Source organism: Nonomuraea sp. NPDC046570 (assembly GCF_040645915.1).
Classification (GTDB): Bacteria; Actinomycetota; Actinomycetes; order Streptosporangiales; family Streptosporangiaceae; genus Nonomuraea.
In genome coordinates this window covers 343,044-358,016 of sequence record NZ_JBEYZF010000005.1, presented here as the reverse complement: position 1 = coordinate 358,016, position 14,973 = coordinate 343,044, and the positions used below count along the sequence as shown (strand labels likewise).

Below are 14,973 nucleotides of genomic sequence, written 5' to 3'. Positions count from 1 at the left end.
GAATACCCTCGTATGTCGTGAGCGCAATTAGCAACCTGGATTCCTGGCGAGAGCTGCCCGCGGCCCAGCAACCCGACTGGCCCGACCGCAGCGAGCTCGAGAAGGTCGTCGCCGAGCTCGGCGGCCTGCCCCCGCTGGTCTTCGCCGGCGAGTGCGACCAGCTCAAGAGTCAGCTCGGGGCCGTCGCCCGGGGCGAGGCCTTCGTGTTGCAGGGCGGTGATTGCGCGGAGACCTTCGCCGGGGCGACCGCCGACAACGTCCGCAACAAGCTCAAGACCCTGCTGCAGATGGCGATCGTGCTCACCTACGCCGCCAAGGTGCCGGTGGTCAAGATCGGCAGGGTGGCCGGGCAGTTCGCCAAGCCGCGGTCCAGCGGCGTCGAGGTGCGCGGCGGCGTGGAGCTGCCCGCCTACCGCGGCGACATGGTCAACGGCCTCGACTTCACCGCCGAGTCCCGCAACCCCGACCCGTGGCGCCTGCTGCGCGCCTACCACTCCTCGGCCGTCACGCTGAACCTGGCCCGCGCGTTCACCAAGGGCGGCTACGCCGACCTGCGCCAGGTTCACGCCTGGAACCAGGACTTCGTCCTCGAGTCGCCCGCGGGCCGCCGCTACGAGCAGCTGGCCAGGGAGATCGACCAGGCGCTCGCGTTCATGCGCGCCTGCGGGGCCGACCCCGAGGAGTTCCACACGGTGGAGTTCTACTCCTCGCACGAGGCGCTCATCCTCGACTACGACCGGGCGCTGACCCGCGTCGACTCGCGTACCGGCCTGCCGTACGACGTGTCCGCGCACATGGTCTGGATCGGCGAGCGGACGCGTCAGCTCGACGGCGCGCACGTGGAGTTCTTCTCGCGCATCCGCAACCCGGTGGGCGTGAAGCTCGGCCCGACGACGACGCCCGAGGAGGCGCTGGCGCTGGTCGAGAAGCTCAACCCGGACAACGAGCCGGGCCGTCTGACGTTCATCACCCGGATGGGCGCCGCCAAGATCCGCGAGCACCTGCCGACGCTGGTGGAGAAGGTCACCGCCTCCGGGGCGCAGGTGGCCTGGATCTGCGACCCGATGCACGGCAACACCTTCGAGGCGCCCAGCGGTCACAAGACGCGGCGGCTGGACGCCGTGCTGGACGAGGTGTCGGGCTTCTTCGAGGTGCACCGGGCGCTGGGCACGCACCCGGGCGGCATCCACATCGAGTTCACCGGCGACGACGTCACCGAGTGCGTCGGCGGCGGCCAGGAGATCCTCGAGGACGACCTGTCGCTGCGCTACGAGACGGCCTGCGACCCGCGCCTGAACCGCAGCCAGTCCCTCGACCTGGCCTTCCGCGTCGCGGAGATGTACCGCCCCAGCTAGCTCTGCAGGAAGGCCGCGTCCCCCGGGCGCGGCCTTTCTTCATGTTCCAGTACGGGCCCGTCACACCTCTCCCATATGATCATGCCAGCGGCCACATCGTGAAATATCGGGAGATAACCGTGGACAATCAGCCGGCACCGGACGGGGTCGACCCGAACATTCCGAACGTCGCCCGCATGTACGACTACTACCTGGGCGGCAAGGACAACTTCGCCGCCGACCGGGAGTCCGCCGAGCGGATCCTGCGGCTCTTCCCCGACACCCGCGACTCCGCCAGGGAGAACCGCGCGTTCCTGGCCAGGGCCGTGCGCCACCTGGTCGAGGCGGGCGTGGACCAGATCGTCGACCTCGGCTCCGGCCTGCCCACCCAGGGCAACACCCACGAGATCGCGCCCGAGGCCAAGGTCGTCTACGTCGACTACGACCCCGTGGTGTGCGCGCACGGCCGGGCTCTGCTGGCCGACGGCCCGCAGGTCACCATCCTGCAGGCCGACGTGCGCCAGACCGGCGACCTGCTGGACGCGCTCGCCGAGCACGTCGACTTCAAGCGCCCGGTCGCCTTCCTCATGCTCTGCCTGCTGCACTTCCTGCCGGACGACCAGGCCTACCCGGTCGTGGCCGGGCTGGGCGAGGCGAGCGCGCCGGGCAGCCACCTGGTGATCAGCCACGCCATCGACACCACCCCGGACACGACCCCCGAGGCCCTGGCCGTGTACAAGCAGGCCACCGCGGCGCTGAACCTGCGCACCGAGGAGCAGATCGCCCACTTCTTCGACGGGTACGAGATGGTCGAGCCCGGCCTGGTCTACCCCAAGGACTGGCGCCCGCAGGAGCAGCCGCTGTTCGGCGAGCGTTCGACGTCCGTCGGCCTGGCGGGGGTCGGCCGCAAGGCCTGATCAGGCGCGGCCGATCACCTCGATCGCCCGGGCGGCGGCGTGCAGGAAGATCGGGTCGCCTGTGAGGTCGTGCTGGCGCAGCCCGGCCTCGGTCATCTTGATGGCGTGGTCGTCACCCGTCTCGACGGCCTGGCCGGTCAGCTCGGCGCGGGTCCACGGCTCGCCTTCGGGCACCCGCTCGACCGTGCCGTTGTAGGCGAAGCCGGAATACAGCGCGGCGGCCACCTGCCACAGCGCGTCGTAGGTCGGCCGCCACAGCTCCTTCGGCAGCTCGCCGAGGACGGAAGAGACCGCGATGGGCGCGGTGACGGCGTGCACGAAGTCGATCGGCTGGTGCCTGCCGTGCGTCAGGAAGACCCGCGCGAACACCTGTGACAGCTCCACCAGGTCGGCGGGGACGTCGGTGGGCGGTCGCAGCGCGGACACCGCGGGGGCGAACTCGGGCAGGTCCCGCAGGTGGCCGAGGTGCCTGACGATGAGCTGGGTGGGCGCGAGCCGCAGAACGGGCAGGACGGCGACGGCCTGCTCCAGGGTCCGCACGCCCTCCGTCACCGGCCGGCCGGGCAGCTCGGCGTAGCCGGCCGCCCAGTAGCCCAGGGCGTGCGCCAACTCGGTCAGCCGGGTGGCGCTGTGCCGGTCGGCGAGGCTCCGTACGGCCTGCGCCGTCCTGATCACGCCGTGCGTGGCGCCCGCGGCCAGGCCCGGCGTCAGCCTCGGCCACCACTCGGCCAGCACCCGCCGCCACGGCTCCTCGGCCAGCCGCTCCTCGAACAGCCGGGTCCAGTCGCCCAGCCTGCGCATGTCGCCGAGCGCGGCCCGCCAGTCGGAGACGCGTCCCCGGCCGCCGGGGGCGGCTTCGAGTTTGGGCAGGTAGCCGGTGACCCAGCCGGGCACGGCGTCCTCGGCGCCGAGCCGGACGAGAGCCTCGGCCACCATGGGCCCGTGGTTGGACAGCCCGCCCCGGAACTCCGGCCCCATGGGCTCCATCCGCAGCAGCGCTTCGTCCAGCAGCTCCATATCGCCTCTTCTCTATATAGCTTATTCTCTATATAGCAGAGGGAGGAACGCGGTGTCGAGCCTCACACGCGACGAGCCCCGCCGGCCGGGGCCGTGGGGCTCGTGAGCGTCGGGGCGCGCGGCCCAGGCGTCACTTCTGGTCGGTGACGCCCATCTCGGCGGCGAGCTCGGCGCGGATCGCGTCCATGTCGAGCGCGCGGACCTGGCCGATCAGGTCCTCCAGCGCGGCGTCCGGCAGCGCGCCCGGCTGGGCGTACACCACGATGCCGTCGCGGATCGCCATGATGGTCGGGATCGAGGTGATCTCGAACCCTTCCGACAGCCCCGGCTGCGCCTCGGTGTCGATCTTCCCGAAGGTGATGTCGCCGTGCTTGGCCGACGCCTTCTCGAAGATCGGACCGAACGTACGGCACGGGCCGCACCAGGCCGCCCAGAAGTCGAGCAGGACGATCCCCTTGTCGGCGATGTCGTTGAAGTTCTTCTCAGTTACCTCGATAGTCGCCACAAGTGGCTCCTCGTTCGTCGTCGTGTCGTCGTTCCAGCCGATATTTCAACCATCTACCCACGTCCAGCATTCCACGACACCGATCCCCGGGAGCCGCTCAGCGTGCCGTCGATGGCCGCCCGCAGATAAGTGCGAGTCAGGTGCGCCCGGCGCGTCCGCCACAGCGGGTCACGGGTGCTCCGGACGCCGTAGCGGCCCCTGGTGATGTCGTCGACGACGCTCACCGGCGCGCCGAGGCCGGGCAGCGCGTCGAGGGCCTCGCGTTTGGTGATGAGCCGCCCGGTGCGCAGGGTGGTGGCGGCGCGGGCGAAGGTGAGCAGGCCCGCGTCCACCCAGATGTCGCGCATCCAGAGGGATCGCCGCTCGACGGCGGGGCGCCAGAACTCGGCGAGGTCGGTCCTGATGAAGGCGGTGAGCTCGGCGTCGGAGACCGGGGGCAGCGTGCCCTCGGGCGGCGTGCCGTACAGGACCCGGCCGCAGGCGAGGAGTTCGCGGCGGGTCACCGCCGTGACCGGGCGGCGCAGGATGCTCTGATGGGCCCAGGTGAGGTGGTCGCGGGCCTGGTCGGGCATCGCCGCCGGGGTGAGGTAGCTGCAGTGCAGCCGGGCGGCCAGCGGGTCGTCGCGCATCAGGTCGTGGTGGATCCGGCCGAGGAGTTCCTCCTGCTCGGGAAGCACCTCGCGCTCCACCACGGCGATCAGGTCGAGGTCGCTGCGGCCCGGCTGGTAGTCGCCCGCGGCCAGCGAGCCGTGCGCCCAGACGGCCATCAGAGGGACGACCGGCTCGATGTCCTGGATGAAGACGGACAACAGCCGTTCTGTGGCGGGATCGCGCATGTGATCGACGATCGCACAGGCGCGGCCCCCCGGGAAAGGGGGCCGCGCCGTCGGCGTGATCAGTCGTGGCCTCCGGGCAGGGTCAGGCCGATGACGACCGGGTCGTGGTCGGAGGAGCGGAACGCGTCCGGCTTGTACAGGCCGGGCGGGTTGAACTCCATGTTGTAGTCCAGGATCCGCGACTCGTCGGCGTTGACGTGCCAGATCGTCGTGCTCGTCACCCGCTTGAGCAACTGCTTGCCGACGAAGGCGTGGTCGAGTTCACCGGCGAGCCCCTCGAACAGGTAGCTGTAGCGGAACGGCGCGGGCACGAACTTCTTGGTCAGGCTGGTCAGCCCGCCCGCCTCCAGCGCGTCGAGCGGGTCCTCCTCGCCGTAGGCGTTGAGGTCGCCGAGCACCAGCGGGTTGGGCAGGTCCAGCGAGGCGATCAGCCCCAGCACGGCCTTGGCCTGCAGCACGCGGGTGGCGTTCCAGCAGGCCTGGCCGTCGCCCTGGTCGGCGTCGGGCCCGCCGGCCGGGCAGGTGCCCTTGGACTTGAAGTGGTTGACGATCATGGTGAACGGCTGCCCGCCGGCCTTCCTGCGGAAGGATTGGATGAGCGGCGGCCGGCTGAACACCGGGTCGTCCGACGACCGCACCTCGCCGACGGGCGTCACCCGGGCCGGCTTGTAGATCATGGCGACCTGGATGAGGTCGGTGCCCGGGTACGGGTGGGTCAGCGCGGCGTAGGTGCCCGCGCCGACCTGCGCGTTGAGCGCGTCCACCAGGGCGTCCAGCGCGGTCTGCCCGTTGTTCTCCACCTCCATGAGCCCGACCACGTCGGCGTCGAGGCCCTTCAGCGTGGACACCAGCTTGGCGAGCTGGCGCTGCTGCTCGTCGACGGTGTCGGCGCCGCGCGAGTCGAGGGTGGTGAACCAGTTGAGGGTGTTGAGGCTGGCCACCTTGACGTTGCCGATCACCGGGAACGGCTTGGGCAGGCGCGGGTTGGCGGGCAGGAAGGCGACCGGCTTGGTCGGCTGCAGGCGGTACTTGCCGAAGCCGTACCCGAGCACGCCGGTGAGGCCGAGGGTGATGTCGCCGCCGCGCACCACGCGCGGGACGGTGTGCGGGATCGTGGCCGGGTTCTCCCGGCCCGAGCCGTCGTCGAGGAGCAGCGAGCGGCGCTCCAGGCGGGCCGCGTCGACGCCGGGCCGGTCGGTCGGCTGGAACAGCCGGCCCTCGGAGGAGAGGGTCACCTCGCCGAACCGGCCGAGGTTGTAGTTCTCGCTGACGGTCAGCGGCTCCTGGAAGGTGAGCAGCATGTTCTCCACCGGCTCGAAGGTCACACCCTCGGGCCTGGGCAGGCTGTACGGCCGCGCCGCCACCCCGCCGGTGCCGCAGACATCGACCGCGGTGACCGGGGACAACTCGGTCCAGCCGTTGAACTCGGTCGCACGCCCGGTGACCAGCACCCGGTCGCCGACGTTGACGTCCTTGAAGGTGTCGCGGGCGAAGGCGAACAGGCCCTCGGAGGTGGCCGGGTCGGCGTCGGGCGTCGGGTCCTGCAGGAAGAAGCCGCTGAGCTGGTCGCTCTTCTGGAAGTCGCCGGTGACAACGCCCTCGACGCGGACGTTCTGCCCGGCCAGCGGGCTGGTCTCGCCCGCGCCCTGCACCTGGGCGATCTGGTGGGTGGCCGCGGTCTCGCACGGGTCGCCCGTCGGGGTCGGCGAGGGCGTGGGCTCGGTGTCGCCGTCGCAGGGGGCCTTGGCGCTCGCGGTGTTGCGCGGCGCGGGCGGGCCCGTCTCCAGGTCGGCGCCGTTGTCGTCGGTGTCCGCGCAGCCGTGGTCCTTGCGCAGCGCGGCCGTGGTGTTGGACAGCCCGGGGGCCGCCGCGGCGCCCTCGAAGAAGGTGGCGTTGCCGAACCCGACGAGGTCGGCGATCTGCGCGCTCTGCTCGGGGGTGCAGGCGGTGGGCGAGCCGTTGCAGGCCAGGCCGGTGGCGGAGCGGACGAGGGCGACCTTGCCCGCGGTGCCGCTCACGGCGACGGTGCCGGTGGCGTCGGGGGCGGGCAGCGGGCCGCTGGGGGTGCCGCCCGCGGCGAGCTGCACGAGGTAGTACTGCCCCGGCTCCAGGGTGCCCGTCAGGGGGACGACGTTGGCGGCGAAGTGGCCCGCGCCGCCCGCGCTGGTGTACTGCACGGACCAGCCGTCCACGGCGACCGGCGTGGCGCCGCGGTTGAACAGCTCGACGAAGTCGTTGCTGAGCGGTGCGCCGCTGTTTCCGCCGCCTCCGTAGACCTGACTGATGACGACCGTGCCCGGCTCGGCGGAGGCCGGGGAGGTGGTCAGCGCCGCCAGTCCGGCGGCCCCGACGACGAAGGCGGTGAATGTGGCGATTGCCCGAGATAAGGCGTACATGACCGGCACTGTAGAGGTTTGTTATGCGAGGTGAATCCCCCTCAGCGGATAGCCCGATAAATCATCGAACCTTGACATCCTGGGCGGTTGCGGCTGTCGTCTCCTGACCTAGCGGGTATGGATATGGCATGGACTGGGTCACCTGCCGGCATACCCCCGGCTGCACAGGAGTCGCACGCCAGCCGTACGGTATCTGCCTGTCCCACCTGTCCCCCGAGCAACTCTCCGGAGCGCTCGGCGAGCTGGCGCCCGGACGGCTGATCGACCTGCGCGGCACCACCTTCGACGGCGAGCTGCTGGCCCGCGTGCTGAGCGCCGCGGGCGGGCGGTTCGGCAGGGCGCGCCTCGATCTGACGCGGTTCACCGGCGAGGCCAGGTTCGGCGAGGTGCGCTTCGACGGCGACGTCTCACTGGACGGCGCCAGGTTCGACCGGCTCGCCTCGTTCTTCGGCGCGCGGTTCGCGGGCAACGTCTCCTTCAGGGACGCGCGCTTCTCCCGGCAGCTCTCCTTCCACGGGGCCGCGGTCGCCGGGCACGCCTCCTTCGACCGGGCGGTGGTCGGCAGCGACGCGCTGTTCAGCCAGGCCACCTTCGGGCACGGCCTGTCGTGCGAGCGGGCCAGGTTCGACGGCTTCGCCACCTTCGACGGCGCGCGGATCGACGGCGGCGCCTCCTTCCGCGGCACCCGCTTCGGCCGCACGCTGTCGTTCCGCAAGGTCGGCGGCCGGGCGGGGTTCGAGGCGGCGCACTTCGCCGCGACCGCCTACCTGTCGGGCACCGGCAGGCTCGCCGCGAGCGGCGCCCGCGCCGACGGCGCGCTGGACGTGGTGGCGGAGAACTGCGCCGTCGACCTGACCAGGATCGAGGTGGCCGGGACGACGATGGTCAAACTGGTCGGCTCGCAGGCCGACCTGGGGTCGGCGGTGTTACGCGGCCCCGCGACGGTGACCGGGCGCGGGTTCGCCGCGCTCACCTCCCTGCGCGGCGCCGACGCGCCGCAACTCTCGCTGTACGGTCTCGACCTGTCCACCTGCCGCTTCGCCGGCCTCACCCACCCCGAGGGCCTGCGCCTGACCGACTGCACCTTCGCCCTCACCCCACGCGGGGTACGGCTGAGCCTGCGCTGGCCGCTGCTGCGCTGGTTCTCCCGGCGCCGGATCCTGGCCGACGAGCACGGCTGGCGCGGCTGGACCCCACCCCTCACCACCCCCGACACACTGGCCACCCCCGACGGCCTCGCCTCGCTGTACGCCGAGCTGAGCGGTGCCCCCGACGACGACGGCACGGCCGCCGACTTCGCCTTCGGCGCCATGGAGATGCGCCGCCACGCCTCCCGCCGCTGGTGGCTCTCGCTGTACTGGCTGGTCTCGGGCTACGGCCTGCGCATGGGCCGCACCGCCGCCTGGGTCGTCCTGCTCGCCGCCGTGACCTCGGGAGCGCTGCTCTGGAACTCGACCTCGCACGCCTCCAGGCGGGTCTCCCATCCTCGCCCAGCGACCCCGTCCCCGGTCGTCCACCGCTGAGCACATCAGTGGAAATTCGGGGAGATCCCCGATGAGCGCGTCGCTCCCGGTCCTTAGACTGGGGCGCATGCTCATCGACGACTACGTGGCCGACCTGGGCGACAGTCTCAGGGGGCCGCGCGGGCCCAAGCACGACCTGGTCGTCGAGGCCCGCGACAGTCTCGTCGACGCGGCCGAGAGCTTCGAGGCCGAGGGCCTGGACCGGGCCGAGGCCGAGCGGCTGGCGGTGCTGGAGTTCGGTTCCGTCGCCGAGATCGCCCCCGCCTACCAGGAGGAGCTGGCCGCTGTCGCCGGTCGCCGCCTGGGCATCCTGCTGTTCATCAGCGTGCCGACGACCGCGCTGCTGTGGAGCCTCATCTGGCAGGTCTTCCCGGTCGATGTGAACGACTGGGCGCACAAGCCGGACTGGTTCGTCCCCGCCGCCCGCGCGCTCGACATCCTGCAGTTCGCCACCGGCGTGTTCGGGGCGGTGGGGCTGCTGCTGCTGCGTCGCCGGGTGCGCGGGCCGAGGCTGGTGACGCGCTCGCTCGGCGTGCTGGTCTGGGCGTCGCTGCCGCTGGGCCTGGGACTGTGCCTGGCGCTGCAGTTCGGCTCGCGCGGCCCGGCCGGGTTCGACGGCTACCCGCCGGGCGTGCTGCTGTCGGTGGCCAGCCTGGTGGTCTGGCTGCTGCAGCTCTACTGCGCGACGCGGTGCATCAGGGTGAGTGGCCCTCGGTCCGTCGCGGCTCCAGCACGCTCCCTATCACGTTCGTGAACGCGCGCCAGGTCGAGCGCTCGCCTTCGAGCTGCTTGCGACCGGTGCCGGTGAGCCGGTAGGTGCGCCGCTTGCGCCCGCCGACCGTGACCCATTCGCTGGCCAGGTAGCCGACCCGCTCCAGCCTGCGCAGCGCCGGATAGACGGTGCCCGTGGGCACGCTGAGCGCTCCCCCGCTGCGCTCCTGCAGCGCCTCGATGATCGCGTAACCGTGCAGCGGCTCGTGTTCGAGCACGGACAGGAGCAGGCCGTCCATGTGGCCGCGGAGCGCGTCGGGATTCACTCCGCCCATGTTACTCATGTAGGCAGTCTACATGTAGGCTCTCTATATGTAGGCAGCCTCAATGATGGAGTTGACGCCATGGATGTCCTGGACCTGGCCCGGTTGCAGTTCGGCCTGACGGGAAGCCTGCACTTCCTGTTCGTCGTGCTGACCCTCGGCCTGGCCCCGCTGGTCGCGATCATGCACACCCGATGGGTGATCTCGGGCCGGCCGCAGCACGAGCGCATGACCCGCTTCTGGGGCCAGATCTACGTCACCAACTACGCGCTCGGCATCGTCACCGGGCTGGTGATGGAGTTCCAGTTCGGGCTGAGCTGGAGCGGGCTGTCGCACTACGCGGGCGACGTGTTCGGCGCGCCGCTCGCGATGGAGACACTGGTCGCCTTCTTCCTGGAGTCGACCTTCCTCGGTCTGTGGATCTTCGGCTGGCACCGGCTGCCGAAGTGGGCGCACCTGGCCTGCATCTGGGTGGTCACGCTGACCGCCTACGCCAGCGCGTTCTTCATCATGGTGGCCAACTCCTTCCTGCAGAACCCGGTCGGCTCGGTCGTCCGGGGGGACCACCTGGAGCTGACCGACTTCGGGGCGCTGCTCACCAACAAGGCGCTGCTGTTCGCCTTTCCGCACGTGATCGGGGCCGGGCTGTTCACCGGGGCGTTCGTGATGATCGGCGCCAGCGCCTACCAGTTGCTTCGCCGTACGGCGGAGCAGGAGTTCTTCACCTCCTCGCTGCGGACCGGCGTGGTCGTGGCCGTGCTCGGGCTGCTGGTCACCGTCGGGTTCGGCTACGCGCAGTTCGCGGTGGTGCAGCCGGGCAAGTTCGAGGGCGACACGGGGGCGGCCCTCGGGCTCGGCTTCATGATCCTGATCGGTGACCTGCTCATGCTCGTGGTGCTGTTCCTCATGCTGCCGGTGATCTACTGGCTGCCGCGCTGGCGATGGACGCACCCGCTGCTCCTGATGATGACGCCGCTGCCGTTCCTCGCCGCCGTGCTCGGCTGGATGGCCAGAGAGATCGGGCGGCAGCCGTGGATGATCTGGGAGCGGCTGAGCGTGGCCGACGCCATGTCGCCGGGCCTGACCCCCGGCATGATCACGATGTCGCTGATCGGCTTCACCGCCGTGCTCGGCCTGCTGGCGGTCGTCGACTACCTCCTCATCGCCCGCGCGGTACGCCGCGGCCCCGCCGCGCCCGCCCTCGGCGCCCACCCCGACGCCGACACGCGCGCCCACGCGCTCACCTACTAGGAGGACTGACGTGGAACTGATCTGGTTCGCCTTCTTCGCGGTGCTGCTCGCCGGCTACTTCGCGCTGGAGGGCTTCGACCTGGGCGTCGGGCTGCTGCTGCCGGTGCTCGGCAGGACCCCTGAGCGCCGGGACCGGATGGTCGCGGGCATGGCGCCGTTCGTCCTGGCCAACGAGGTGTGGCTGGTGGCCGTGGCCGGCGTGCTGTTCGGCGTCTACCCGGCGCTGGAGGGCGAGGTGTTCGCCGGGCTCTACCCGCTGGTGGTGACGATGCTGCTGGCCTGGGTGCTGCGTGACGCGGGCCTGTGGTTCCGCCGCCGCCTGGACGGCGCGGGCTGGCGCCGGTTCTGGGACCTGATGATCACGCTGGGCTCGTTCGGCCTGTCCTTCGGGTGGGGCCTGGCGCTGTACGCGATGGCCACCGGCTTCTCCTCCTCGCTGCTGCACCCGCCGGGACTGCTGCTCGGCGCGCTGGTGACCGCGCTGTTCGCCGTCCACGGCCGCACGTTCCTGGCCTGGCGGCTGCCCGGTTTCCTCGGCGCGCCCTGCCCGGGCCGGACGCTGGCGCTGTCCGCGCTCGCCGCCGCGACGCCCGTGCTGATCGTGCTGGGCGGGTCCGCCGGATACCTGCTCGGCAACAGCGCGCCACCGGAGACGCTGAATGTGCTGAGTATCATGGCCTTGCCGTTCGCGCCGTTCATGCTCGGCGCGCAAGTATGGGTGTGGCGCACCTTCCGTCCCAGCAAGAGCGCCGACCAACTCCCGTCGTTCTTCTAGAGGCCCAGTGCACAAGGATCTCCTGCGGCTGATGCGGGCCGAGAGCTCGCTTCGCCGCCACCTGACCGTCACGCTCGCCGTCGCGGTGGCGGCGGGGCTGCTCGTGCTCGCCCAGGCCGAACTGCTGGCCGGCGTGCTGTCCGGCAGGTTCACCTCGGCCGCGTTGCTGCTGCTGGCCGGGGTGGTCGGCCTGCGGGCGCTGCTCGGCTGGGGGCAGGGGATCTTCGCCGCGCGCACCGCGACCGGCGTGAAGTCCGCGCTGCGCCACCGCCTGCTGGCCCGCCTGCAGGAGCTCGGCCCGGCCAGGCTCGGCGTGCACCGCTCGGGCGAACTCGTCACGCTCACCGGGCGCGGCCTCGACGCGCTCGACCCCTACCTGACCGGCTACCTGCCGGCGATGGCGGTCGCGGGCGTGGTGCCGGTCGCCGTGCTGATCCGGCTGTTCACCGCCGACCTGGCCAGCGCGGTGATCGTGCTGGTCACGCTGCCGCTCATCCCGATCTTCGGCGCGCTGGTCGGCATGCACACCAAGGCCGTCACCGAGCGGCAGTGGCGGGCGCTGTCGCGGCTGGGCGGCCACTTCCTCGACGTGGTGCGCGGGCTTCCCACGCTGCGCGCGTTCGGGCGGGCGAAGTACCAGGCGACGGTGATTGAGCGGGTCGCCGACCAGCACCGCAGCGCCACGATGCGCACGCTGCGAGTGGCCTTCCTGTCGTCGCTGGTGCTGGAGCTGTGCGCGTCGCTGTCGCTGGCGCTGGTGGCGGTGCCGATCGGGCTGCGGCTGCTGGGCGGCTCGCTGGACCTGACGACGGCGCTGCTGGTGCTGTTGCTGGCGCCGGAGGCGTATCTGCCGTTGCGGATGATGGGCACCAAGTTCCACGCCTCCATGGAGGGGGTGGCGGCGGCCGACGCGGCTTTCGCCGTACTCGACGGGCCTGGTGGGGCGCCGGAGGCGGCCGGGGGCGCGCGCGTGCCCGCGGGGGCGCCGGAGATCCGGCTGGAGAACGTCACCGTCCGGTACCCGGATCGCGACGACGCCGCGCTCAGCGGGGTGTCGCTGGTGATCGCGCCGGGTGAGCGGGTGGCCCTGGTGGGTGAGAGCGGCGGCGGCAAGAGCACGCTGCTGCACCTGCTGCTCGGCTTCGTCGAGCCGTCCGAGGGCCGGGTGCTGGTCGACGGCGCCGACCTGGCCGGGCTCGACCCCGCCGGGTGGCGCGCCAAGCTGGCCTTCGTGCCGCAGCGCCCGCACCTGTTCGCGGCCTCCGTCACCGACAACATCCGGCTCGGCGCCCCCGACGCCACCCCCGACGAGGTACGGCGGGCCGCCGAGTCCGCGCACGCCACCGAGTTCGTCGACGACCTGCCCGGCGGCTTCGACACCCTGGTCGGCGAGCGCGGCGCGAACCTGTCGGCCGGCCAGCGCCAGCGCCTGGCCCTGGCCCGCGCGTTCTGCCGCCCGCAGGCCACCGTCCTGCTCCTGGACGAGCCGACCGCCCGGCTGGACGGCCGCAGCGAGGCCGCCGTCGTCGCGGCCACCGCCGAGCTGAGCGAGGGACGCACCGCGATCGTCGTCGCGCACCGGCCCGCGATGATCGAGCTGGCCGAGCGGGTGATCCGGGTGCACGACGGCCGGATCGTCGCCGACTCCGCCGCGCAGGACCTCGAACCGGCGGGAGAAGGCCGATGAACGAACGAGGGATGCGGACGCGGCTGCTCTGGGCGGTGCTGGCGGGCGCCGCCGCCGAGCTGGCCGGGCTGGGGCTGATCGCCGCCGCCGCGTGGCTGATCACCAGGGCCGCCCAGCAGCCCGAGCTGGCCGCGCTCAGCGTCGCGATCGTGGGTGTGCGCGCGTTCGCCACCAGCAGGGGCGTCTTCCGCTACGCCGAGCGTCTGACCGGCCACGACGTGGCCCTGCGGGCGCAGGCGGGCACCCGCGGGCGGCTGTACCGCGCGCTGATCCCGCCGCGCCCCGCCGCCCAGGGCGGCGCGGACCTGCTCAGCCGGATGGTCGACGACACCGACGCCGTCCAGGACCTGCTCGTCCGCTGCCTGCTGCCCGCCGCCGCCGCGCTCATCACCGGGGTCGCCGCCGTCGTCATCGGCCTGACCGTGCTGCCGGCCGCCGCCCTGGTGCTGCTGGCCGGGCTGGCCGTCGCGGGCGTCGTCCTCCCCTCGGCCACGGCCGCCGCGGCCCGCCGCTGGTCGGCGCGGATCGCCCCGGCCAGGGCCGCGATGGCCGAGCGGGTCGCCGACCTGGTGCACGGCTCGGCCGACCTGGCCGCCTACGGCGCGCAGGACCGCGCGCTCGGCCGGGCGCTGGACGCCGACGCCGGCCTGGCCGCTCTGGAGCGCCGCCAGGCCCGCGTGCACGCCTCCGCGCTGGCCTTCGGCGTGCTCGTCCAGGGGCTGACCGTGGCCGCGATCGTGCTGCTCGCCCAGAACTCCGGTGCGGGCTCGGTCGGCACCGCCGTGCTGGCGCTGACCGCGCTGGTCTCCTTCGAGCCCGTGCTGCCGCTGGCCGCCGCAGGTGAGCGCTTCGCGGGCATCAGCGCCGCGCTGAAGCGCCTCAAGGAGGTCGGCGGCACCCCGCCCTCGGTCACCGAACCGGCGGAGCCCGCCCCCAAGCCGCAGGCGCCGCTGACCGTGGAGGTCACCGATCTGGTCGTCCGGCACACTCCCGGCGCCAGGCCCGCCGTCGACGGGGTCGGCCTGACGCTCACCCCCGGCCGGCGGGTGGCGCTGGTCGGCCCGAGCGGCGCGGGCAAGAGCACCGTGCTGGCCGCGCTGATGCGGCTGGTGCAGCCCGAGTCCGGGCGGGTCACGGTCAACGGCGTCGCGTTGGAGCGCCTCGACTCCGCGGACGCCAGGGAGCTGATGACCGGCCTCACCCAGGACCCGTACATCTTCCAGACCACCCTGCGCGACAACCTGCGCCTGGCCGGGCCCGACGCGGGCGAGGAGGAGCTGGAGCGGGCCGTACGCGCGGCCAGGCTGGACCGCTGGGTGGCGCGGACCGGCTGGGACGCGCAGCTCGGCGAGGACGGCAGGACCGTCTCCGGCGGCCAGCTCCAGCGCCTCGCCCTGGCCCGCGCGCTGCTGTACGACCCGCCGGTGCTGCTGCTCGACGAACCGGCCGAGGCACTGGACGAGGAGACCGCCGACGCCCTCATGGCGGACCTGCTGGACGTGACCCACGGCCGGACGACACTGCTGGTCACACACCGGCTCAGGGGGCTGGAGCAGGTCGACGAGATCATCGTGCTGGAGCACGGCCGGGTCGTGCAGCGCGGCCACCACGACGACCTGGTGACCGCCGACGGCTACTACCGCGACCTGTGGGAGTCGGAGGTGCTGACCAGGCGCTGATCATCCAGGGTTGAGTTGG

At 72.3% G+C, this 14,973-nt stretch carries 13 protein-coding genes; 8 read left to right on the top strand and 5 right to left on the bottom strand.

The window, feature by feature from the left end:
- The first annotated feature begins 17 nt into the window (after positions 1-17).
- Both ABZ911_RS11795 and ABZ911_RS11790 read left to right on the top strand, forming a co-directional pair.
- On the top strand, positions 18-1,355 hold the full coding sequence (locus ABZ911_RS11795) for a class II 3-deoxy-7-phosphoheptulonate synthase (protein ID WP_358054487.1): 1,338 nt from the start codon (positions 18-20) through the stop codon (positions 1,353-1,355).
- Positions 1,356-1,474: 119 nt separating this feature from the next.
- Positions 1,475-2,251, top strand: a complete 777-nt coding sequence (locus ABZ911_RS11790; protein ID WP_358054486.1) for an SAM-dependent methyltransferase — start codon at positions 1,475-1,477, stop codon at positions 2,249-2,251.
- On the opposite strand, the gene ABZ911_RS11785 is transcribed toward ABZ911_RS11790, so the two are convergent.
- The 4 genes from ABZ911_RS11785 to ABZ911_RS11770 form a co-directional block, all read right to left on the bottom strand.
- Positions 2,252-3,268, bottom strand: a complete 1,017-nt coding sequence (locus ABZ911_RS11785; protein WP_358054485.1) for a hypothetical protein — start codon at positions 3,266-3,268, stop codon at positions 2,252-2,254.
- Between the two features lie 130 nt (positions 3,269-3,398).
- Entirely contained in the window at positions 3,399-3,773 is a 375-nt protein-coding gene (locus ABZ911_RS11780) for a thioredoxin domain-containing protein (RefSeq protein WP_358054484.1), read from the bottom strand.
- A gap of 53 nt (positions 3,774-3,826) precedes the next feature.
- On the bottom strand, positions 3,827-4,609 hold the full coding sequence (locus ABZ911_RS11775; protein WP_358054483.1) for a nucleotidyltransferase domain-containing protein: 783 nt from the start codon (positions 4,607-4,609) through the stop codon (positions 3,827-3,829).
- 59 nt (positions 4,610-4,668) lie between these two features.
- Positions 4,669-7,005, bottom strand: coding sequence for an ExeM/NucH family extracellular endonuclease (locus ABZ911_RS11770; RefSeq protein WP_358054482.1), 2,337 nt, complete (start codon positions 7,003-7,005; stop codon positions 4,669-4,671).
- 128 nt (positions 7,006-7,133) lie between these two features.
- Between ABZ911_RS11770 and ABZ911_RS11765 the strand changes: the two genes are divergently transcribed.
- Both ABZ911_RS11765 and ABZ911_RS11760 read left to right on the top strand, forming a co-directional pair.
- Complete coding sequence (locus ABZ911_RS11765) at positions 7,134-8,528, top strand: pentapeptide repeat-containing protein (protein ID WP_358054481.1); 1,395 nt, start codon at positions 7,134-7,136, stop codon at positions 8,526-8,528.
- A 67-nt stretch (positions 8,529-8,595) separates the two neighbouring features.
- A complete protein-coding gene (locus tag ABZ911_RS11760) occupies positions 8,596-9,282 on the top strand; it encodes a permease prefix domain 1-containing protein (protein WP_358054480.1) in 687 nt (228 codons plus the stop codon).
- Here ABZ911_RS11760 and ABZ911_RS11755 read toward each other — a convergent pair.
- Complete coding sequence (locus ABZ911_RS11755) at positions 9,224-9,574, bottom strand: helix-turn-helix transcriptional regulator (protein ID WP_358054507.1); 351 nt, start codon at positions 9,572-9,574, stop codon at positions 9,224-9,226. The genes ABZ911_RS11760 and ABZ911_RS11755 overlap by 59 nt on opposite strands.
- Positions 9,575-9,643: 69 nt before the next feature.
- Between ABZ911_RS11755 and ABZ911_RS11750 the strand changes: the two genes are divergently transcribed.
- Genes ABZ911_RS11750 through cydC form a run of 4 tightly spaced genes read left to right on the top strand, consistent with a single transcriptional unit; the run spans position 9,644 to position 14,954 of the window.
- The gene (locus ABZ911_RS11750; protein WP_358054479.1) at positions 9,644-10,813 is read left to right on the top strand and encodes a cytochrome ubiquinol oxidase subunit I; all 1,170 of its coding nucleotides are present in this window, start codon (positions 9,644-9,646) and stop codon (positions 10,811-10,813) included.
- Between the two features lie 10 nt (positions 10,814-10,823).
- Complete coding sequence (locus ABZ911_RS11745; RefSeq protein ID WP_358054478.1) at positions 10,824-11,588, top strand: cytochrome d ubiquinol oxidase subunit II; 765 nt, start codon at positions 10,824-10,826, stop codon at positions 11,586-11,588.
- Between the two features lie 7 nt (positions 11,589-11,595).
- On the top strand, positions 11,596-13,275 hold the full coding sequence (gene cydD, locus ABZ911_RS11740) for a thiol reductant ABC exporter subunit CydD (protein WP_358054477.1): 1,680 nt from the start codon (positions 11,596-11,598) through the stop codon (positions 13,273-13,275).
- Positions 13,272-14,954, top strand: coding sequence for a thiol reductant ABC exporter subunit CydC (gene cydC, locus ABZ911_RS11735; RefSeq protein WP_358054476.1), 1,683 nt, complete (start codon positions 13,272-13,274; stop codon positions 14,952-14,954). The genes cydD and cydC overlap by 4 nt, the downstream gene beginning before the upstream one ends.
- Positions 14,955-14,973: the final 19 nt, after the last annotated feature.

Coding starts and splice junctions, on each gene's coding strand:
- ABZ911_RS11755 (WP_358054507.1), bottom strand. CDS start 9,574: ATGGGCGGAGTGAATCCCGACGCGCTCCGCGGCCACATGGACGGCCTG.
- ABZ911_RS11760 (WP_358054480.1), top strand. CDS start 8,596: ATGCTCATCGACGACTACGTGGCCGACCTGGGCGACAGTCTCAGGGGG.
- ABZ911_RS11785 (WP_358054485.1), bottom strand. CDS start 3,268: ATGGAGCTGCTGGACGAAGCGCTGCTGCGGATGGAGCCCATGGGGCCG.
- cydC (WP_358054476.1), top strand. CDS start 13,272: ATGAACGAACGAGGGATGCGGACGCGGCTGCTCTGGGCGGTGCTGGCG.
- ABZ911_RS11750 (WP_358054479.1), top strand. CDS start 9,644: ATGGATGTCCTGGACCTGGCCCGGTTGCAGTTCGGCCTGACGGGAAGC.
- ABZ911_RS11765 (WP_358054481.1), top strand. CDS start 7,134: ATGGACTGGGTCACCTGCCGGCATACCCCCGGCTGCACAGGAGTCGCA.
- ABZ911_RS11775 (WP_358054483.1), bottom strand. CDS start 4,609: ATGCGCGATCCCGCCACAGAACGGCTGTTGTCCGTCTTCATCCAGGAC.
- ABZ911_RS11770 (WP_358054482.1), bottom strand. CDS start 7,005: ATGTACGCCTTATCTCGGGCAATCGCCACATTCACCGCCTTCGTCGTC.